Raw genomic sequence first — 19,904 nt, 5'->3', positions numbered from 1 at the left:
TATACAACAAAATATTTGAAATTTGCTCAGAAAAATAAGTAGCCGGCGTAATCTGTAAAAAATGATGCCGTCTGAAATTAATGTTTTCAGACGGCATCATTTTTTACATTAGGATATCAATCAAATTGCCTGAATTCATCTATGGAAATTTTTACTTTACTATTCAATTAATTAGAAACCTATAGATTTTTTAGCTATGCCGGATTAACTCTACGCATCTTAATCGGTACATGGTTTTTTTATCCGATAGACAAAATAGCAAAGCTAAAATAACACTTCATTATTTTGTATCGCCCAATGATTTAAACCTCGATATCTTCCCAGCCGAAAGCCTGCTGCAATTTACACCAATTCTCATCCACCGGGGCATAAACCGCTACGGTTTGGTGATTGTACGGGCTTTTCCATACAAGTGAACGGGCATGCAGCATCAAGCGGCTAACACCTGTATATGCTGCTACGGCGCGGTTTTGGGCATTATCACCGTATGTGGTATCTCCTACTATCGGATGGAAAATGTGCTTGAGATGGCGGCGCAACTGATGTTTTCGCCCGGTATGTGGTGTTAAAACCAACCAAGAATAGCGGGCAGTCGGATAACGTGGCGAAGCAGAAAAAGGCTGCTCTGTATCAGCCAGCACACACCAATCTGTTACTGCAGGTTGCGCCGGTTTACCGGTATCTGCCAAAGCATCAGCTATTTTATCCAATGGCTCTTTCAAAGCATAATCGATTCGACCATTGCCAACCATTTTACCGCGAACCACCGCCCAATAAGTTTTTTGCACGGTTTTGTTTTCAAATTGCGTAGCCAGCAAATTTGCCGAAGTGCTATCAAGGGCAAACAGTAAAATACCCGATGTAGGGCGATCAAGCCTATGTACGGGGTAAACATGCCTACCGATTTGGTCACGCAAGGTTTGCATGACAAAGCGGGTTTCATGACGGTCGAGCCAGCTACGGTGCACCAGCATACCTGCCGGTTTATTAACCGCAATACAACTTTCATCTTGATAAAGTATATCGAGCATAGCTCTTCCCCAATTAGCCCGCCCACCGTTAATAAGGCCGTCTGAAAACAGCAGATAAAAAAATGCCCTTGTATACAAGGGCCTTAAGATTCATATACTTCCCGAAACTAGAGAAGGTTTTATGAAAAGTTGCTACGGTTATTATAAATGCAGCCTATCGGAAAGCCAACATTTCTCCGGCAACCGCACCGTTACTGTAGGCTTTGCGCTACAATTACACCGTTTTTTATTGAAAATGCGATACTTTATGATGAATGCCGAATCAGTTTATAAAATATTCTTGCTTTTCTTTGTTTTCTCAACTGCTTTACAACTGTATCTTTCCGTCCGCCAAAGCCGTGCCGTATTACGCCATCATTCAGAAGTGCCGCACAATTTCATTGAAACAGTTACCCTTGCAGAGCATCAAGTAGCTGCTGATTACACTTTGGCCAAACAACGCTTGGCACGTTATCGTATTCTTTATGACTCAATTCTATTGATGATATTCACCCTCGGCGGTGGCCTCAATACTTTAGCGGCCGTCTCTGCAAAACTTTCAGACGGCCCCATTACACAAGGTGTATGGCTGATTACCTTGTTTGTTTTGATCAGCACGATATTAAGCTTACCCTTTGATGCTTATGCAACTTTCAAACTAGAAGGCCGCTTCGGCTTTAACCGTAGCACACCCGCCACATTTTTTATCGACCGCATCAAAGGGCTATTACTCGGTGCAATCATCGGCATACCCCTGCTATATGCTGCTATTTATCTGATGGGGGTGACCGGTCATTCATGGTGGTTATGGGTATGGCTGCTATGGTTGGTTTTTTCACTATTTTTATTATGGGCATATCCAAAGTGGATTGCACCTTTATTCAATAAATTCGAACCTCTACCCGAAGGCCCTTTAAAAGCACAAATAGAAAGCCTTTTAGACCGTACCGGCTTTCAAAGTAACGGTATTTTCGTTATGGATGGCAGCCGGCGTTCAGGTCACGGCAATGCTTATTTCACCGGATTGGGAACAAACAAACGTATTGTATTTTTTGATACCTTACTCAAAGATATGCAACCCGAAGAGATTGAAGCCGTATTGGCACATGAGTTAGGCCATTTCAAGCACCACCACATTATCCGGCAAATGATTGTCAACTTTGTATTAGCTTTAGGTGTATTGTTTATACTCGGCCAACTAATGCCCCATGTGGCTTTTTATCAAGGATTAGGCGTATCCTACCCCAGCCATGCAATGGGTCTTTTACTCTTTATGCTCATATTGCCGGTGTTCACTTTTCCATTTTCACCACTTTCAAGCCTCATATCACGAAAAAACGAATTTCAAGCCGACCGTTTTGCCGCCGAAACTTCATCTGCACATCATCTGATTCAAGCTCTCACCAAACTGTATCGAAGCAATGCTTCCAGTTTGGTATCTGATAAATGGTATGAACGCTTTTATGCCTCTCATCCGAGTGCGAGCGAGCGTATTTCCGCTTTAAAAAGAGTATCTGAATAATTTCAAATATTAAAAAAAGCGCTACGGATATTCCGTGCGCTTTTTACTTTGGCCAAGAGCAAAAACTACCCTCAAAATAGAAAAAGGTCTATAAACCTTACCTATCATAAATTTAATTTGAATTTGTATCTATAAATTATAACTTTTTATGAAACAGGTACTTAAATCAAATTTAAAGCATTCAATAAAAATAACAAAGGCCAAGCAATTTTCAGCTTAGCCTTTTAAGCTGGTGGGTCGTGAAGGATTCGAACCTTCGACCAACGGATTAAAAGTCCGCTGCTCTACCAGCTGAGCTAACGACCCTAAGGAAATTAATTTTATTTCATATAATATAATCTTGTCAAGAAATTTATAAAAACTTTCCTTATTTTTATAATTGAAAACGCCAGATAATTTTTCACTGATAAGACAACTATATGCTATGATTTTAAAGCGAACAGATTTTTCTTAAGCAAGCCTTGATTCAATCACTGCTGTTAAAAAACTGCCGCTGACTTATGACTATATTTTAAGGATAACCCAAATGAAAAAATTTTTGACTGCCGCATTTATGGTTGCTGCTTTGGCGGCCTGCTCGCACGAAGCCAAACAAGAAACCAAAGAAGCTGCGCAAGCAGTTGCTTCTGACGTTAAAGAAGCCCAAGAAAATGCTGCTTCTGCTGTTGGTGCCGCTACTGAAGCCGCAAAAGAAGCCGGAGTTCAAGCTGCCGATGCAACCAAAGATGCAGCAGCTGATGCAGTAGCTGCCGCGAAAGAAGCTGCTGAAAAAGCTAAAGAAGTAACTAAATAAATTTAGTTTTTAGCAAAAAAGCGCCGCCCAAATATAGGCGGCTTTTAATTTGGGGCTGTATTAGATTAGCCTTAAATATCACACCAAATTCGCAAGATTTTAAGTTGCTCTTTTGGTGTACCAAAGTTAAAACGAAATTCGCATTCTTTCAAGAATAAAGGGAAAGATTTTCGGTCAATTCCATTGTACTTTCGTAGAACGCGCTTTGCCTGATTCCAGAAGTTTTCAATACCGTTGATATGGTTTTGACGGTCGACAAAAAGCTCTGAATGATTGATTCTGTGATGCGTAAATTCACTCACATCTAGCACATCATAGCTTTTGTAATAGTCCGTATAAACAATGCTATCAGGCATTATTTTTCGTTTAATAACAGGTAGTAAAGTATCTTGTTTGGTATTTTTAACGACAACAGTATAAACCTTGCCTTGACGTTTCAAAATACCAAATACCGCTACTTTCCCAGCCGCTCCGCGACCGCGTTTGCCTTTTCGTTGTCCACCAAAATAACTCTCATCAAGCTCGATTGAACCATCAAAGATTTCATCAGCTTGAAGCTCTAAATGATAGGCAATGACTTGGCGAATTTTACGGTAAAACAGAGCTGCTGAATTGGGGTTAATATCCAATAAATTGGCAGCAGAACGGGCGGTTACCTCAAGTACAAAAAATTCAAGCAACTTTTTTTGTACTTTTTAGATAGTTTACAGTGTGTTATCTTCATTTTTAAAGGGTAACATAACTGCCAATCTAATACAGCCCCTTTAATTTTTATTCTTACTCTCGGAATAGCTGAAACCCTTCTTTAAAAATTTCTTAAACTATATCAACACTACTTAAAACTTCTAACCACTCACAATAATAAAAAATTATCGATTCATTTCGCTTTCAATTGCACGAATATTAGCTTCTCGGTCAAGTATTTGCTGTTTCAGTTGCTGTACACGGGCTGTTGCACCTTTACGTTTTGCTACATTTAACTGAGCCTGAGCCCTAATTAAAGCTGCTTTTTCGTTGCGAACTTCACTTTGTAAAATTTGTTTTCGGCTTAATTGAGGTTTTGGAGGTGGAGCTGCAATAATTGGTGCAGGCTGCCTTACTGGACGGCCATTTCGTGTAGTAGCCTGAGTTTTTTGGCCACGTAGTTTTACATTAACTTTCGGATTTGCCGCTTCTGCTGTGTTGGTTATCGTGGTATCACGTGTAGAAGGAATAATTTTAATATCATTATAGCTGCCGAATTGCTCGGACTCCCAAATTTTACCAATGGGATCTGCTACGGGCTCTGATGCTGCATTTGCTTGAGCCCCTAAGTGATCACTTATGCCATCCATTTGAGAAACAGTACAACTATTATTTAACTTTTCGGTACTAAAAACAGCTTTTCCGTCCAAACGGCAAATATAAGTCGCTGAAAAAACCGGGGCGCATAATCCCAATAAAATACTAGTTGTAATCCATCTGTAAAAATAAAATTTCATATCATTTTAAACGAATATAATTTGCTCAGATTATAATGGTGACTGATGTTAATTTGGGTTTGAATGGTTAAACGGTGTTCTAGAACAGAAAAAATGACAATATATACAGCATTTGTATTATTCAATTCCCAACCCGCTGAGCAAATTTGCCATTGCTTCGGGCCAATCACTATCCCAAGGAGCATATATAAAATATGTTTGTCCAAGATATTCAAATTTAAGCCGCCAAGCATGCAAAAATAACCGCTTGGAGGAAGCTCCTCCATATAATGTATCACCTAAAATAGGGCTACCCAAGCTTTTCATAGCTACCCTGAGCTGATGCGTTTTACCTGTTTTAGGATACAATACAAATAAACGCAAACCAGGGGAAACAGATCTACTACAAAAATGAGTAACTGCAGGATTATAATGACTGCGTATTAATTTCCACGTACTGCGGCGGGATTTTTCCATATCCCCCTTTACCCAGCCCTGCTTTTTAATAGGTTTTCCAGTACTAAGCGCTAAGTATGTTTTTTGTATATGCCTAAGCGCAAATTGTTCTGCCAATAACGAAGCAGCCTTTTTATTAAGTGCCAACAATAATACGCCGCTGGTTGTTTTGTCCAAACGGTGTACCAACCAAATACGAGGGACGCCTATCTGCGCTGCCAATCTTGTGGTCAACCCAACCTCAGTATCTTCACTTTGATGAACAGCAATACCAATTGGTTTATTAATCGCAATAAAATCAGTATGCCTATATAAAACTTCAAACTCCATTTCAGACAACCATAATACTATAGACCAAGCGACCAAGCATTATCACTCGGCATACACAATTCTTCGCTACTACAATCTAGATGATTAAAAATATAAGAAACAATTTCATCTTCATTATCTAAAATTTTCAACAGTTTCAAATCCTGCGGTGAAATCAAGCCTCTACCCAATAGTTGCTCTTCAATCCAGACCATCATTCCTTGCCAAAATGATTTACCTACTAAAATAATCGGGCGATTAGGAATTTTACCGGTTTGAACCAAAGTAAGACTTTCAAACAATTCATCCAATGTTCCAAAACCGCCGGGCATTACCACATAGGCTATGGCATGTTTCACAAACATGACTTTACGTGGGAAAAAATGTTGAAATTTAATTGATAGATCTTGATACGGGTTACCATGCTGTTCGTGTGGTAATACAATGTTCAAGCCGACAGCTGCACTTTTTCCGGCAAATGCACCTTTGTTTGCAGCCTCCATGATACCCGGCCCACCGCCTGAAATTACCGAAAAACCAGCATCCGAAAGCTTTCTTGCTAAAGTCTCCGTAAATAAATAATCAGGATGTTCGGGTTTGATACGGGCACTACCGTAAATACTTACTGCCGGTTGAATTGCTCGAAGCTCTTCACCTGCTTCGACAAATTCGGAAATAATCTTTAAAACATGATAAGACTCCCGCGCTTGTACCTCACGGCGAATTTCTTCCGGCAATTTTGGATTAGGTAGTTTTTGATTCAAACTCATGCAGATTATCTCCGTTATACAACAATTTTAATTACTGCTTATTGTAACGGAGAACCTTTCTAGCGAAATAAAATTTTTACAACTGATATAAATTTCTAAATATTTGATTCAATGAGATTGAAAGTAATAATGCCGTCTGAAACTTTAGAATAGTATCAAGAAAAGCTCATTTTTCTATCCGTATAATGGAAATATATTATTTCGCCTTTTTTAATTATGCTTATTGGTATTTCCATCAGATATAGTTTTAATATCTATCATTCTTGTATGTTCCCAAGCTTCAATACAGGCTTGATAATAAGCGAGAGGCACTCTAACAGTAAGCCGGCAATCCAATTGCAAGTCTTGCATGATAATATTGGCCTGATACTGTTTGCCAATACGGATTGCTTCATTCAAATATGCGTAATCACATCTTAGCCATACTGTTTTTTCAATATTTTTTTCAATAATTGCACCTACTGACAAAGCCTCTGCAGTAGCGGTTTTATAAGCATGTATTAACCCGGGTACGCCTAACAATGTGCCACCAAAATAGCGAACCACAACTACTAAAATATCTGTTAGACCCACCGAATCAATTTGGCCCAAAATAGGGCGGCCTGCACTGCCGGAAGGTTCACCATCATCATTGGCTCGAAACTGCATGCCATCAGTTCCAATACGCCAAGCAAAACACCAATGACGGGCTTTATGGTGCTCTTGTTTCAATAGCTCAACATAAGCTTTTACTTCATCAGCACTCTGAATCGGATAAGCAAATGCAATAAAACGGCTACCCTTATCTTTAAATTCAGCTTTTACCGGAGCAGCTAAAGTACGGTAAGTTGTTACTTCCATCTCTGTATCCTAAATAATTTATCCACTGTTTCCACTTAATAAATATGGATTAAATTTCAAATTAAAAACTAATTTAAAATCTAAAAATTATGGCATAACCAAATGCTAACAATATGATTATTATTTATTTTAGATCAATCATACTCATATATTTACTAGGGTGAATACCTTAGATTATAGTTATGCCTTAGGCTTAATAATAATTATCTACAAACTTATCCACAGAATTATTGCAATATTTTTATTATTTTTAAGATAAACTAACCAGTGTTTCACGTGAAACAAATCATAATTTACCTAATTTATGGTCTATACTGATATGTAATTAGGTTTGGGGCTGTATTAGATTGGCAGTTATGTTACCCTTTAAAAATGAAGATAACACACTGTAAACTATCTAAAAAGTACAAAAAAAGTTGCTTGAATTTTTTGTACTTGAGGTAACCGCCCGTTCTGCTGCCAATTTATTGGATATTAACCCCAATTCAGCAGCTCTGTTTTACCGTAAAATTCGCCAAGTCATTGCCTATCATTTAGAGCTTCAAGCTGATGAAATCTTTGATGGTTCAATCGAGCTTGATGAGAGTTATTTTGGTGGACAACGAAAAGGCAAACGCGGTCGCGGAGCGGCTGGGAAAGTAGCGGTATTTGGTATTTTGAAACGTCAAGGCAAGGTTTATACTGTTGTCGTTAAAAATACCAAACAAGATACTTTACTACCTGTTATTAAACGAAAAATAATGCCTGATAGCATTGTTTATACGGACTATTACAAAAGCTATGATGTGCTAGATGTGAGTGAATTTACGCATCACAGAATCAATCATTCAGAGCTTTTTGTCGACCGTCAAAACCATATCAACGGTATTGAAAACTTCTGGAATCAGGCAAAGCGCGTTCTACGAAAGTACAATGGAATTGACCGAAAATCTTTCCCTTTATTCTTGAAAGAATGCGAATTTCGTTTTAACTTTGGTACACCAAAAGAGCAACTTAAAATCTTGCGAATTTGGTGTGATATTTAAGGCTAATCTAATACAGCCCCTTAGGTTTTTATATTTGTTTTTAGCAATACTAAGCAATATCTAATAATAATCCGCCTTACCGATTATTTATAACCGATAAGGCGGATAAGACTTAAATATTGAATAAACTAATGTTCGGAAAAATTATACCAAAGCAGGTAATTTATAAATATATCCAAATTATGATTGCTGTTTTAAAGCCGTTGTTAATTGAGGTACTGCTTCAAAAAGATCTGCTACTAATCCATAATCGGCCACATTAAAAATTGGTGCATCCGGATCTTTATTGATAGCAACAATAACTTTACTATCCTGCATACCGGCAATATGTTGGATAGCACCTGAAATACCAACTGCAATATATAACTCCGGCGCAACTACTTTACCGGTTTGGCCAACTTGATAATCATTTGGTGCATATTCCGCATCAACAGCAGCACGTGAAGCACCTATAGCAGCACCTAAAACATCAGCTAAAGGTTCTAATATGGCCTTGAATTGCTCGGCACTTCCTAATGCACGCCCCCCGGAAACAATTACCTTTGCTTGGGTAAGCTCAGGGCGATCAAGCTTTGTCAATTCGCGCTTAACAAAACGGCTCAGATTTTGTGCGGGCGTAACTTCAACTACTTCTACAACAGCTAAACCGCCATTAGCAACCGCCGCTTCAAATGCGGTAGCACGGATAGTCAAAACTTGCTTAGATTGATTACTTCTTACCGTTTTAAATACATTACCTGCATAAATCGGGCGAATAAATGTCTGACTATCAATAATCTCGGTTAAATCAGAAATCTGCTGTACATCTAATAAAGCAGCTACGCGGGGCATTAAGTTTTTACCAAATGCGCTGGCAGCTGTTGCAATATGGCTGTAATTTTCAGCCAAACGTACAACCAAAGGTGCCAATTCCTCAGCCAAACCTTCAGCATAATGCACCGCATCAGCCAATAATACTTTATTTACCCCTTGAATATTTTTTGCTTGATCAGCTACTGCCGCAATATGGTTACCTGCAACTAATATATCAACCAAACCTAATTTGGTAGCAGCACCAACAGCATGCAAAGTAGAAGGATTTAATTGTCGGCCATCATGTTCGGCAATAATCAATACGCTCATTTCGCTCTCCATTAAATTACTTTGGCCTGATTTTTTAGTTTTTCCACCAATTCTGCCACATTGGCAACTTTAATACCTACTTGTCGGGCTTTAGGCTCCGCATACGCCACTGCTTCACAACGCAAAGCCGTATCTACGCCCAATTCGGCAGGTGTAGCTTTTTCTAACGGCTTTTTCTTAGCCTGCATCAGATTAGGTAATTTAACAAAGCGCGGTTCGTTCAAGCGTAAATCAGTGCTAATTACGGCTGGCAATTTTAAAGCTAATGTTTCTTCACCGCCATCAATCTCTCGGGTAACCAACACTTCTTGAGTATCTAACTCTACTTTGCTGGCAAAAGTGGCCTGTGGTAAATTCATCAAGGCAGCCAACATTTGAGCCGTCTGATTAGCATCGTCGTCAATTGCCTGTTTCCCTAACAACAACAAATGGGGCTGCTCTTTTTCTGCAACCGCCTTCAACAGCTTGGCAACAGTCAGGGGCTCAAGAAAAGCATCGGTTTCCACATGTACGGCACGATCCGCGCCCATAGCTAAAGCCGTACGCAAAGTATCTTCACATTTTTTCTCACCGAGAGAAACAGCTACAATCTCACTGATTTTGCCGGCTTCTTTCAAGCGTACAGCTTCTTCTACGGCGATTTCATCAAACGGATTCATAGACATTTTTACATTACCGATATCCACATCCGAACCATCTGTTTTTACACGTACTTTAACGTTGTAATCAACAACACGTTTTACTGCTACCAATGCTTTCATGCATTCTCCTCGCGCCGTTAAAATCCGGCTGTCTGCAAAATACGCTTTACTTGTTTAGCAAAGCTGTGATTTCTATTTACTGCTCGTTTCAAATCAACATCCGATTGTTTTCAGACGGCTTTAGATATTCTTTCGTGCAGCTGCTATCCATTAAATTTTAATGTTTTACGGCAAACCGTAACATGTTAGATTTCAGTGCGCATTCATACAGAATCTAAACTATTTCTGCATCATGCTTGGCTTTTACACAATTTTTTAAGACTTGCAATACCATATCAGGATTCGGAATTTGTCCAACACCCCCTAAATTACATGCCCAAGGCGATGGTTGAACTCCTGTTTTGTGTGGGTCAGTATCAGTATAAATTCCGACCACGGGTTTATTTAAAGCATCTGCCAAATGTAATAAACCTGTATCCACACCGATAACGCCTTCTGCTTTATCCAAGAGCCACGCGGCTTGTAACAAACTCAGCTTCGGGCAGACAACTGCAAACGGCAATTCCACAGCCATAGCCTCCGCACGTGCTTTTTCAGCGCTATTCCCCCAGGGTAGATAAACTACACATCCGCTTTCATCATGCAATGCCTTTAATAAAGTCAACCAGTGCGGTTGCGGCCATAATTTGCTATCTCTGCTGGTAGCATGCAGCGCTACATAATATTGAGAGGGCAAATCGTTCAAACATCCTGCCTGCGGCACCTGTAAGCCGAAAGATAACTGTTGTGGCAAGTTGTAGCCAAACACTTTGGCAAACAATACACGGTTACGCCAAACGGCATTTTCACCTTTTCGAACGGAGAAGCCTTGATTATACAACAAAGCCGCCCAACGTTCGCGGGCACTATTAAAATCCAAACCCTTTATCGGCGCATTGGCCATACGGGCAAATAAAGCGCTTTTCAACAAACCTTGGCTATCAAGTACAAAATCGTAGTGCTCCTGCCGCAGAATTTCACAAAGCTCTTTAATTTCTCGAAAAGTTTGCTTTTCGCCAAGGTGTTTTCGCCAATACCGCCAACGCATTTCATGCACTTTGGCTACAAAAGGATGCAAACGTGCAATATCCGCAAAACCTGCCTCACTTAACCAATGCAACTCGGCTTCAGGATGAAAACGGCGTAAATCCTCTACTGCAGGTAAAGTATGAATCAAATCACCCATACTCGACAAACGTACCAGTAGAATTTTCATTTGAAATTTGCCTTTCACCATACCGTTTTCAGACGGCCTATGTTTGATTAGTGTTTCACGTGAAACATTTATAAATCACTGATTTAAAATATTATTTTCAATTTCTGCAGTATTTTGGAAAATTTTGGCACCGGCATTTTTCATCTCTTCCCACGCTTGTGCCACCGTATCGGCAGCAATCCCGCGACAAGCGGCTGCATTCACCCATACTTGCCATTTTCCGCCTTTTAATAGTTGTAAAACTGTTGTTTTAACACAATAATCTGTAGCCAAACCACCCACAATAACTACATCGGCTTGTTTACTGTGCAGCCACTCTAAAAGGCCTGTACTCAATCTTTCCTCAATATCATGAAAACATGCACCGTAAGGGTGTAGAGCCGGATCGACTCCTTTCCATACGCAATAATCATAACCATTGATATCAGGCAAACCGTCGAGCAGCTCAAAACCCCGAGTGCCTACAATCGCATGCGATACCCAAGTGATATCCGCATTGGGCAAACCTGTAGGCTGCAACATTTCAGCCTTGCTATCTACCAACCAAAGAGCATACGGGCTATGCGCATCTTTGCTCATCACACGAAAGTCAGCTAATCCCGCTTGGGCATTAAGCTCTGCAACGATTCCATCTCCACCGGTTACCGGCAACTCGGTCGGACATAAAGGTGTAAAGGTTTTTTGTGCATCAACATCAATAGATACAATCACCACGGCAAGCTGCTCCAGATTTTGCACATAAGGTCTGCATTATAACAAAATGCCGTCTGAAACCGATGCGCAATGCTACAATTAACCGTTTTTTATAAAAAGTATCCTTATGCAGCATATTATCCACAGCATAGCCATCGCCCGCTCTCCCTACCGCCAAAAATTCGGTGTGGCCCGCCAGCCGGGTTTAGTACCCGCCGCAGAAATCCGCATTGAATTAAATCCTGAATTTACTGCCGACAGCATCCGCGGATTAGATGAATTTGATTATGTGTGGATAAGTTTTATTTTCCACGGAGTAATAGAGGAAGGTTGGTCGCAGCTGGTTCGCCCTCCACGCTTGGGCGGGAAACAAAAAATGGGGGTTTTTGCTACCCGTAGCCCCCATCGTCCGAACCATCTGGGTTTATCGTTATTAAAATTAGAACGTATTGATACACAAAACGGTATAAGCCTCATTTGCAGTGGCGGTGATTTGCTGGACGGCACCCCGATAGTCGACATCAAACCATATATTCCTTTTGTCGAAGCCAAGCCTAATGCCGCAAGCGGGTTTGTAACAGGAAAACCGGAGGAACTATCGGTAAGTTGGCAAGCTGATTGTGGTGCCGAAATACTATCCGAACATGAGAAAATCCTTATCAGCCAATCGATTGCCCAAGATCCACGCCCGGCCTACCAAGATATTCCTGAGCGGATTTATGTGATGGCTGTTGCAGGGTATGAAGTAAAATTTCAGATACAGGGGAATCATGCAATAATAATTGCTGTTGTATCTGAAATAAACCAACTTATCTAATTTCAAAAAATTAACTGTTAATCATGGGAAATACGATAATGGATTTAAAAGAGCAATATGGCTGGCTTCTTGATTTCAATGGTTATGACGGTGGTGATATTAGTTCGCCTGACAAACCTTCAGTATGAATATGCGGTATTGAATGGGGAGGTGGAGATAACGTTGAAACACTGAGAAAAATGGCCGCACATCCATACGATGATAACCCCCCATTTTGGTTACAGTGATAAGGAAATCAAGCTCCAATATCGTTTTAACATCAGTATTTGTCAATTACCGGCCGCATTTAATGGCCGGCAAGTGTCAGAACTATCAAACTTTCGCTAGAGAGATTCAACCATTTGTTAAAAATGCCAACTCAGGCTATTACAAAATCAATTTGTATCCCATTGCCTTTCAAAGTACCGATGTCTCATTATGGCAGGACGAATTTTCTGAAATTCCAGGCTTTCAAAATAAAAACGAATACATTAATTTTTGCCGTAAATACCGTTTTATAGAAATGAACCGTTGGGTAGAAACTTATCGGCCACGCCTAATCATTTGCTTTGGAAAAAGTTACAGTTATGATTTCAATTTAGCTTTTTCAGACGGCTTTCGCAGCTTCAAAGAAGAAATTATTGAAAACCACGTGCTGCAATGGAAAAGAAACGAAAACGGCACCATAGTAGCTGTATTACCATTTCCAAGTGGTGCAAGTGATTTAAACAGTCACCTAGCACTCCAATTATTCGGGGAGAGATTAACAGAGTTATTAATATAATAATATACTTTAATATAATTGATTGAAAATAATAAAAGGCCGTCTGAAAAAATATTTCAGACGGCCTTTCCGTATATCGGTTGTTATTCTGTAAATTCTATGTGAAGCGTAAACCGATATTACTTAATCAAAGCGGCAAAATATTTCAATGTACGTACTAACTGGCAAGTATACGACATTTCATTGTCATACCATGCTACTGTTTTCACCAACTGTTTATCGCCTACACTGACGATTTTGGTTTGCGTAGCATCAAACAACGAACCGTATTCGATTCCGATAATATCGGAAGACACCAATTCTTCTTCGGTATAACCATATGATTCGTTAGCAGCTGCTTTCATGGCTGCGTTTACTTCTTCCACCGTTACCGGTTTTTCCAATACGGTTACCAATTCGGTTAAAGAACCTGTAGCTACAGGTACGCGCTGGGCCGAACCATCCAATTTGCCTTTCAACTCGGGAATAACCAAGCCGATAGCTTTGGCAGCTCCTGTACTGTTAGGCACAATATTTTGTGCGGCGGCACGGGCACGACGGAAATCTCCTTTGCGGTGGGGCGCATCCAATGTATTTTGATCGCCCGTATAAGCATGGATAGTCGTCATCAAGCCTTCAACGATGCCAAATTGTTTTTGTAAAACGGCAGCCATCGGAGCCAAACAGTTTGTGGTGCAGGAAGCAGCTGAAATTACAGTTTCGCTACCGTCCAAAATATCTTCATTTACACCGTATACCACGGTTTTCACATCACCGCCGGGAGCAGAAATCACTACTTTTTTCGCACCTGCAACCAAATGTTTGCCCGCTTTTTCTTGACTGGTGAAAAAGCCGGTACATTCCAATACCACGTCAATACCTAATTCACCCCAAGGTAATTCTTCGGGATTAGCATTAGCAAATACTTTGATTTCTTGTCTGTTTACTACAATGGCATTATCTTTTAATTCTGCGGTACCTTGAAAACGGCCTTGTGTAGTGTCGTATTTGAAAAGGTGCAACAGCATATCGGCCGGAGTCAGATCATTTACGGCAACAACTTCAATACCTTCGGTTTTGATAATTTGGCGCAATGCCAAACGGCCGATACGGCCAAAACCGTTGATCGCAACTTTTATACTCATGTTTTACTCCTGAAAATATGGACTGATACAGAAATTTGAGATTTAGTGTTTGATTTTTACCATGAAATAAAATTACTACCTAGGGCTACTTTGTATTTTTTTGTTAAAGCCGCTTTGCAAATTAGATAAGTTTGATTTTTGCTAAATGTGTTTAAACATTTAATCTGATTTTTATATATAAAAAGATGATATTGGATGAATACTTACGTGTCTTGTGTATAAACTGCTTTTTACATGAAAAAACAAAAATCTGTCTTTCATGAAGGTTTTTGGATAAGGCCGTCTGAAAACGGTGGACAAATGTGGATAATTTTACACTTTTGATAAATTATGTGGATAAGATAAAGGTTATTCAGTGTTTTTGAGCGTGTTTTCGAATGTGATAAGTAAATACTATTAAAAACAGTATATAGTTGTTCTGTTTTTATCGTATGATAAGGCAGTCTGAAATATTTAAGCGATTAAAAAGGAAACAACCATGTTGCAACGAACCCTTGCCAAATCGGTTAGTGTGACCGGGGTTGGTCTGCATTCGGGCGAGCGCGTGGCGCTGACCCTCCATCCCGCTCCTGAAAACAGCGGTATTTCGTTCCGCCGTACTGATTTAAACGGTGTTCAAGGCGAAGTGATTGCTTTAAGCCCTTATCTGATTAACGATACGCGGCTATCTTCTACCGTGGTTACCGAACACGGTGTACGCGTAGGTACGATCGAACATATTATGTCGGCATTGGCTGCCTATGGTGTAGACAACGCTCTGATTGAACTGAATGCGCCTGAAATTCCGATTATGGACGGCTCCAGTCTGCCATTTATCTACCTGCTTCAAGATGCGGGCATCATAGATCAAAAAGCACAAAAACGGTTTTTGAAAATCCTCAAACCAGTAGAAATAAAGGAAACCGGAAAATGGGTACGCTTCACACCTTACGATGGTTTTAAAGTAACTTTGACGATTGAATTCGACCACCCGGTTTTCAACCGCAGTAATCCGACATTTGAAATCAATTTTGCTAATAAATCTTATGTAGATGAAATCGCCCGTGCCCGCACATTCGGTTTTATGCAGGAAGTTGAAATGATGCGTTCGCACAATCTCGGTTTGGGCGGTAATCTTTCCAATGCAATTGTGATTGACGATACCGATGTACTGAATCCCGAAGGATTACGCTATTCCGATGAATTTGTGCGCCATAAAATTTTGGATGCCATCGGTGATTTATATATTCTCGGCCACCCCATTATCGGCGCTTTCGAAGGTTATAAATCGGGCCATGCCATCAATAATGCGTTGTTGCGGGCGGTATTGGCAGACGAAACTGCTTACGAATGGGTAGAATTTGCCGATGATGAAGATTTACCACCGGCATTTCACGGTTTGCCGGATGCGGCTTAAACGATATTTATGCTATAAGAAAACGCCGTCTGAACATATTTCAGACGGCGTTTATTATTATCAACGGAAATTCTGTAACTTATTCACCCATTACTTTTCCTTCCCGGCGCGGATCGGCACCACCTTCCAAACCGGTTTTATGGATAACGATACCTTGAACACCGGAATTTAAATCACGCACTTGTACTTTATATCCCAAACCACCCAAGGCATCAGCCAAATTAGCCGCAGAAGTTTTTTCTTCCAATTCGTAAGTGCTGCCACGGTTGAGCATATTGGGTAGATTAATTGCTTGTTGGATATCCATACCCCAATCAAGATGAGCTACCAAGGTTTTGGCAACATAGCCGATAATACGGCTACCGCCGGGAGAACCTACCGCTAAGTAAGGTTCGCCGTTTTTCATCACGATAGTAGGTGACATTGAAGAACGCGGACGTTTGCCCGCCGCTACGCTGTTGGCTACGGTTTTACCCTTGTCATCAGCAGGATTAAAAGCAAAATCAGTTAATTCATTGTTGAGTAAATAACCGTTTGCCATCAATGTCGAACCAAAAGCATTTTCGATCGAAGTCGTCATCGATACCACATTACCTTCTTTATCCACAATCACTAAATGACTAGTCGAAGGCAGCTCGACAGCTTTACCGCGGTTGTATGATTGCGGTTGTGTGAATACGCCTGCAGATACGCTTTCCAAAGCTTTATCTCCAGCAGCGATATTTTGTGCACGCTGTTTCAAATAAGCCGAATCCAGCATAGATTTTACCGGTACGCTGACAAAATCCGGATCCGCCACATAATAATCGCGGTCGGCAAATGCCACACGGGAAGCTTCGCCCAACCAACGCCAGCTTTGAATATCGGCAGCACCCGAAGCCTTCATATCATAATTTTGCAAAATACCGAAAATCTGAGCCAAAGCCAGGCCGCCTGAAGAAGGTGCGCCCATACCGCAAATTTCGTATTCACGATAAGGCTTACATACTGGTTTGCGTTCGATAACACGATACTTTTTAAAATCCGCCAGCGCTAATTTTCCCGGATTATCTGTTGCCGAAGTTACCGTTTTAACAATATTTTTTGCCAAAACACCATTATAAAAAGGCGCGCTGCCTTCTTTGGCCAACAAACGCACGCTTTTGGCAAATTCAGGGTTTTTCAACAAAGCACCAGTTTCCAAAGGCTTGCCTTCGGGTAGAAAATAAGCTGCCGTAACCGGATAACGGCTCAAGTATTGTTGGTTTTGCTTAATCGATTCGCTCATACGGGGTGAAACAGCAAAACCTTCTTCGGCCAATTTTACCGGATAATCAAATAAGTCCGCCCATGCCAGTTTGCCGTAACGCTTATGTACGTCTTCCATTAATTTCGGAATACCGGGCGTACCAACCGAACGACCGCCTACCACCGCATCCATAAACTGCAAAGGTTTACCTTGAGCATCTAAAAACAATTGCGGCGTAGCTGCTTGCGGCGCAGTTTCACGCGCATCAAAAGTGGTCAGTTTTTTGGTACGGTTATCCCAATACACCAAAAAAGCCCCGCCGCCCAAACCGGATGATTGCGGTTCGACCAAACTCAATGTGGTTTGCATGGCAATCATTGCATCAATCGCACTACCGCCACGCTTCAATACATCATAGCCTGCTTGCGTAGCCAAGGGATTGGCTGAAGCCGCCATAAAATCTTTGGCTTTGACCAAAGTCTGGTCGGTTAACCCCGTACTCCGCTCGGGCGCATGATCACCTGTGTCAGCAGTATGTTTTCCAACCGGCGGTTGAGGTGCGGCACAAGCTGCCAGAAATAAAGATACCGATAAAACCGATAATGCAGTTAATTGTTTTTTCAAGACTTTTCTCACTTTGTATTAGGGTAGGCATGCAGTCACTTAAAACGGTTAATTTCAAATGTCGCACCTTTGGGATTAATCAAAACCACAACTGTATATAGTCTCAAAATTATACACAGTTAAAAATATTATAGTTAAATCTATCCACAATATTCCACAAGTAAAACACACATCCTCGGATACTTTTTCCCATCTTTTTCAGATGGCCCAAGATAATGAAAAAAATGATAAAAAACAGATTATCCACAGGCATCGGCATCTATCATAATCATCAAAATCCGTTTTTATAAAAAATTATATATTTAAATTGTTAATCCTCTGATCCAAAAAAACAGGCTCAAAAAGCCTTTTAAGCCCTAATTTGCCATCTGGAAATTATGTATTTGATTTTATGCTAGAATGCGAGTTTGCTTTTTCAGGCCCTAATTTCCGTGAATAATCCCTTAAAAATCAGGGAACCAAAAAGCCGATTGATAAGTCTGCCAAATTTATTCTGTTTACTGGATATATTTGGTAAAACGTTGATGTAGGTAGCTGATACATTTTTATCTGCATCTTGTAACCACATGCCTTATCATTAAACTAAGATATTGTATTAAAACAAATTATCTGAAGACAACTCGGAAAATATTTCATGAATGCTACTAAAATCATCCGTTTTTCATTACCGGTTTTACTAACCGCCGTTTTGGCTGCCTGTAGCAGTCGGCCGACTACTCCGCCAGTTGTCATACCGCCTAAAGATACCGTTACCGTACCTAGCACCCCTTTACCGGCAGGTACACCTTCTCCGATCGGTTATAGCATTAGTCCTCCGGGCAGTGGTACTACTTATCAGGTTGTTTCTCATTCCGCATTACCTCAGTGGCAGGTTCAGCGTTTCGGTCAAAGCCTCCGTGCTTTCCGCTTGGGCTGCGAACGTTTGAAAAACCAAGCCGATTGGCAAAACGTATGTGCCCAAGCAACACAAACACCTATTGATGATGTTTCAGCTAAAACATTTTTCGAACAATACTTTACCCCTTGGCAAGTGAGCAGTAACGGCAAGCTTGGCGGTACCGTTACCGGTTATTACGAACCCGTTCTACATGGCGATACGAAGCAAACATCCAAAGCCCGCTTCCCGATTTACGGCATACCTAGTGATTTTGTTTCTGTCGATTTACCTGCTAATTTGCGCGGCAGTAAAGCAACTGTGCGTATCCAACCGACCGGAGCAAACAGCGGCGTAATCAGTAATAGCGCCAGCTATACGGCGAATCTGGCTGAATTTCCGATTACCGAACGTACCCGCGCATTAAAAGGCCGCTTTACAGGCAGCCGTTTTGTTCCCTACTACACCCGAAATCAGATTAACGGCGGCGCATTAAACGGGCGTGCTCCGGTTTTGGGTTATGCAGACGATCCGGTTGAACTGTTTTTTCTGCATATCCAAGGTTCGGGCCGTCTGAAAACTCCCGACGGCCGTTACATCCGTCTCGGTTTTGCCGATAAAAACGAATATCCTTATGTTTCCATAGGCCGCTATATGGCCGATAAAGGATATCTCCCATTGGCGCAAACCACGATGCAAGGGATTAAAGCCTATATGCAGAAAAACCCGCAGCGTTTGGCTGAGGTACTCGGCCAAAATCCGAGTTATGTTTTCTTCCGCGAGCTGCCCGGTAACGATGTCGGTCCGATCGGTGCTTTGGGTGTGCCGTTGTTGGGAGAATACAGCGGCGCAGTTGACCGCCACCATATCACTCTCGGCGCGCCTTTATTTGTAGCGACTACCCATCCTATCCGCAATGATGCGCTAAACCGCCTGATTATGGCGCAAGATACCGGCAGTGCGATTAAAGGCGCTGTGCGTGTGGATTATTTTTGGGGATACGGTGATGAAGCAGGTAATGTGGCCGGTAAGCAGAAACACACAGGTTATGTATGGCAATTACTACCCAACGGCGTAATGCCGCAATATCGCCCTTAAGTTTTGGGATATAAAACCGTTATA

Annotated in this window: 16 protein-coding genes, 1 tRNA gene and 3 pseudogenes; 7 read left to right on the top strand and 13 right to left on the bottom strand. The window is 41.0% G+C overall.

Going from position 1 to position 19,904, the window contains the following annotated elements; genetic code table 11:
- Positions 1-302 precede the first annotated feature (302 nt).
- Complete coding sequence (gene truC / locus LVJ86_RS00100; protein WP_047761901.1) at positions 303-1,031, bottom strand: tRNA pseudouridine(65) synthase TruC; 729 nt, start codon at positions 1,029-1,031, stop codon at positions 303-305.
- A gap of 250 nt (positions 1,032-1,281) precedes the next feature.
- On the opposite strand from truC, the gene LVJ86_RS00095 reads away from it, so the two are divergent.
- Positions 1,282-2,532 carry a M48 family metallopeptidase gene (locus LVJ86_RS00095; protein WP_152667085.1) on the top strand — a complete coding sequence of 417 codons (1,251 nt, stop codon included), beginning with the start codon at positions 1,282-1,284 and terminating at the stop codon, positions 2,530-2,532.
- A 230-nt stretch (positions 2,533-2,762) separates the two neighbouring features.
- On the opposite strand, the gene LVJ86_RS00090 is transcribed toward LVJ86_RS00095, so the two are convergent.
- A tRNA-Lys gene (locus LVJ86_RS00090) sits at positions 2,763-2,838 on the bottom strand.
- 220 nt (positions 2,839-3,058) lie between these two features.
- Here LVJ86_RS00090 and LVJ86_RS00085 point away from each other — a divergent pair.
- Positions 3,059-3,313 (top strand): annotated as a pseudogene (locus LVJ86_RS00085) (Ag473 family lipoprotein); the annotation flags it as partial.
- A gap of 83 nt (positions 3,314-3,396) precedes the next feature.
- Here LVJ86_RS00085 and LVJ86_RS00080 read toward each other — a convergent pair.
- The 5 genes and pseudogenes from LVJ86_RS00080 to LVJ86_RS00060 form a co-directional block, all read right to left on the bottom strand.
- A pseudogene (locus tag LVJ86_RS00080) lies at positions 3,397-4,049 on the bottom strand (IS1595 family transposase).
- Positions 4,050-4,194: 145 nt separating this feature from the next.
- Complete coding sequence (locus tag LVJ86_RS00075) at positions 4,195-4,806, bottom strand: hypothetical protein (protein WP_053008372.1); 612 nt, start codon at positions 4,804-4,806, stop codon at positions 4,195-4,197.
- Positions 4,807-4,923: 117 nt separating this feature from the next.
- The gene (locus tag LVJ86_RS00070; RefSeq protein ID WP_047761926.1) at positions 4,924-5,571 is read right to left on the bottom strand and encodes a TIGR01621 family pseudouridine synthase; all 648 of its coding nucleotides are present in this window, start codon (positions 5,569-5,571) and stop codon (positions 4,924-4,926) included.
- A gap of 17 nt (positions 5,572-5,588) precedes the next feature.
- Positions 5,589-6,320 (bottom strand): LOG family protein, encoded by a 732-nt coding sequence (locus LVJ86_RS00065; protein ID WP_047761925.1) that lies wholly within the window; start codon positions 6,318-6,320, stop codon positions 5,589-5,591.
- A gap of 210 nt (positions 6,321-6,530) precedes the next feature.
- Positions 6,531-7,160 (bottom strand): IMPACT family protein, encoded by a 630-nt coding sequence (locus LVJ86_RS00060; protein ID WP_047761924.1) that lies wholly within the window; start codon positions 7,158-7,160, stop codon positions 6,531-6,533.
- 372 nt (positions 7,161-7,532) lie between these two features.
- Here LVJ86_RS00060 and LVJ86_RS00055 point away from each other — a divergent pair.
- Positions 7,533-8,185, top strand: a pseudogene (locus LVJ86_RS00055) (IS1595 family transposase).
- A 180-nt stretch (positions 8,186-8,365) separates the two neighbouring features.
- Here the strand turns inward: LVJ86_RS00055 and LVJ86_RS00050 are convergent.
- From LVJ86_RS00050 to LVJ86_RS00035, 4 genes are all read right to left on the bottom strand, one after another.
- Positions 8,366-9,307 carry an electron transfer flavoprotein subunit alpha/FixB family protein gene (locus tag LVJ86_RS00050; RefSeq protein WP_047761695.1) on the bottom strand — a complete coding sequence of 314 codons (942 nt, stop codon included), beginning with the start codon at positions 9,305-9,307 and terminating at the stop codon, positions 8,366-8,368.
- A gap of 11 nt (positions 9,308-9,318) precedes the next feature.
- Positions 9,319-10,068 (bottom strand): electron transfer flavoprotein subunit beta/FixA family protein, encoded by a 750-nt coding sequence (locus LVJ86_RS00045; RefSeq protein WP_047761689.1) that lies wholly within the window; start codon positions 10,066-10,068, stop codon positions 9,319-9,321.
- A 214-nt stretch (positions 10,069-10,282) separates the two neighbouring features.
- Positions 10,283-11,263, bottom strand: a complete 981-nt coding sequence (gene waaC, locus LVJ86_RS00040) for a lipopolysaccharide heptosyltransferase I (RefSeq protein WP_047761694.1) — start codon at positions 11,261-11,263, stop codon at positions 10,283-10,285.
- Positions 11,264-11,338: 75 nt separating this feature from the next.
- Positions 11,339-11,974, bottom strand: a complete 636-nt coding sequence (locus LVJ86_RS00035) for a nicotinamidase (protein ID WP_047761693.1) — start codon at positions 11,972-11,974, stop codon at positions 11,339-11,341.
- Between the two features lie 109 nt (positions 11,975-12,083).
- Here LVJ86_RS00035 and tsaA point away from each other — a divergent pair, with 109 nt between their 5' ends.
- Both tsaA and LVJ86_RS00025 read left to right on the top strand, forming a co-directional pair.
- On the top strand, positions 12,084-12,773 hold the full coding sequence (tsaA, locus tag LVJ86_RS00030) for a tRNA (N6-threonylcarbamoyladenosine(37)-N6)-methyltransferase TrmO (RefSeq protein WP_047761688.1): 690 nt from the start codon (positions 12,084-12,086) through the stop codon (positions 12,771-12,773).
- Between the two features lie 289 nt (positions 12,774-13,062).
- Entirely contained in the window at positions 13,063-13,536 is a 474-nt protein-coding gene (locus tag LVJ86_RS00025) for a hypothetical protein (RefSeq protein WP_235284621.1), read from the top strand.
- Positions 13,537-13,655: 119 nt separating this feature from the next.
- Here the strand turns inward: LVJ86_RS00025 and gap are convergent, their stop codons facing one another.
- Entirely contained in the window at positions 13,656-14,660 is a 1,005-nt protein-coding gene (gene gap, locus LVJ86_RS00020; RefSeq protein ID WP_047761687.1) for a type I glyceraldehyde-3-phosphate dehydrogenase, read from the bottom strand.
- Positions 14,661-15,138: 478 nt separating this feature from the next.
- Between gap and lpxC the strand changes: the two genes are divergently transcribed.
- Positions 15,139-16,056: a UDP-3-O-acyl-N-acetylglucosamine deacetylase gene (gene lpxC / locus LVJ86_RS00015; protein WP_047761686.1), complete on the top strand. Its 918-nt coding sequence runs from the start codon at positions 15,139-15,141 to the stop codon at positions 16,054-16,056.
- Between the two features lie 79 nt (positions 16,057-16,135).
- On the opposite strand, the gene ggt is transcribed toward lpxC, so the two are convergent.
- Entirely contained in the window at positions 16,136-17,908 is a 1,773-nt protein-coding gene (ggt, locus tag LVJ86_RS00010; protein WP_047761685.1) for a gamma-glutamyltransferase, read from the bottom strand.
- Positions 17,909-18,542: 634 nt separating this feature from the next.
- Here ggt and mltA point away from each other — a divergent pair.
- Positions 18,543-19,880: a murein transglycosylase A gene (gene mltA, locus LVJ86_RS00005; protein ID WP_047761684.1), complete on the top strand. Its 1,338-nt coding sequence runs from the start codon at positions 18,543-18,545 to the stop codon at positions 19,878-19,880.
- Positions 19,881-19,904: the final 24 nt, after the last annotated feature.

The sequence above is a fragment of the Neisseria arctica genome, from assembly GCF_022870905.1.
Classification (GTDB): Bacteria; Pseudomonadota; Gammaproteobacteria; order Burkholderiales; family Neisseriaceae; genus Neisseria; species Neisseria arctica.
Note: the sequence above shows the minus strand (reverse complement) of the source record. Positions and strands in the feature narration are given on the sequence as shown.

Excerpts from the sequence above, each read along its gene's own strand:
- LVJ86_RS00065 (WP_047761925.1), bottom strand. The coding sequence starts at position 6,320 with ATGAGTTTGAATCAAAAACTACCTAATCCAAAATTGCCGGAAGAAATT.
- LVJ86_RS00025 (WP_235284621.1), top strand. The coding sequence starts at position 13,063 with ATGGCCGGCAAGTGTCAGAACTATCAAACTTTCGCTAGAGAGATTCAA.
- gap (WP_047761687.1), bottom strand. The coding sequence starts at position 14,660 with ATGAGTATAAAAGTTGCGATCAACGGTTTTGGCCGTATCGGCCGTTTG.
- LVJ86_RS00050 (WP_047761695.1), bottom strand. The coding sequence starts at position 9,307 with ATGAGCGTATTGATTATTGCCGAACATGATGGCCGACAATTAAATCCT.
- mltA (WP_047761684.1), top strand. The coding sequence starts at position 18,543 with ATGAATGCTACTAAAATCATCCGTTTTTCATTACCGGTTTTACTAACC.
- lpxC (WP_047761686.1), top strand. The coding sequence starts at position 15,139 with ATGTTGCAACGAACCCTTGCCAAATCGGTTAGTGTGACCGGGGTTGGT.
- waaC (WP_047761694.1), bottom strand. The coding sequence starts at position 11,263 with ATGAAAATTCTACTGGTACGTTTGTCGAGTATGGGTGATTTGATTCAT.
- LVJ86_RS00070 (WP_047761926.1), bottom strand. The coding sequence starts at position 5,571 with ATGGAGTTTGAAGTTTTATATAGGCATACTGATTTTATTGCGATTAAT.
- truC (WP_047761901.1), bottom strand. The coding sequence starts at position 1,031 with ATGCTCGATATACTTTATCAAGATGAAAGTTGTATTGCGGTTAATAAA.
- LVJ86_RS00095 (WP_152667085.1), top strand. The coding sequence starts at position 1,282 with ATGAATGCCGAATCAGTTTATAAAATATTCTTGCTTTTCTTTGTTTTC.
- LVJ86_RS00075 (WP_053008372.1), bottom strand. The coding sequence starts at position 4,806 with ATGAAATTTTATTTTTACAGATGGATTACAACTAGTATTTTATTGGGA.
- tsaA (WP_047761688.1), top strand. The coding sequence starts at position 12,084 with ATGCAGCATATTATCCACAGCATAGCCATCGCCCGCTCTCCCTACCGC.
- LVJ86_RS00060 (WP_047761924.1), bottom strand. The coding sequence starts at position 7,160 with ATGGAAGTAACAACTTACCGTACTTTAGCTGCTCCGGTAAAAGCTGAA.
- LVJ86_RS00045 (WP_047761689.1), bottom strand. The coding sequence starts at position 10,068 with ATGAAAGCATTGGTAGCAGTAAAACGTGTTGTTGATTACAACGTTAAA.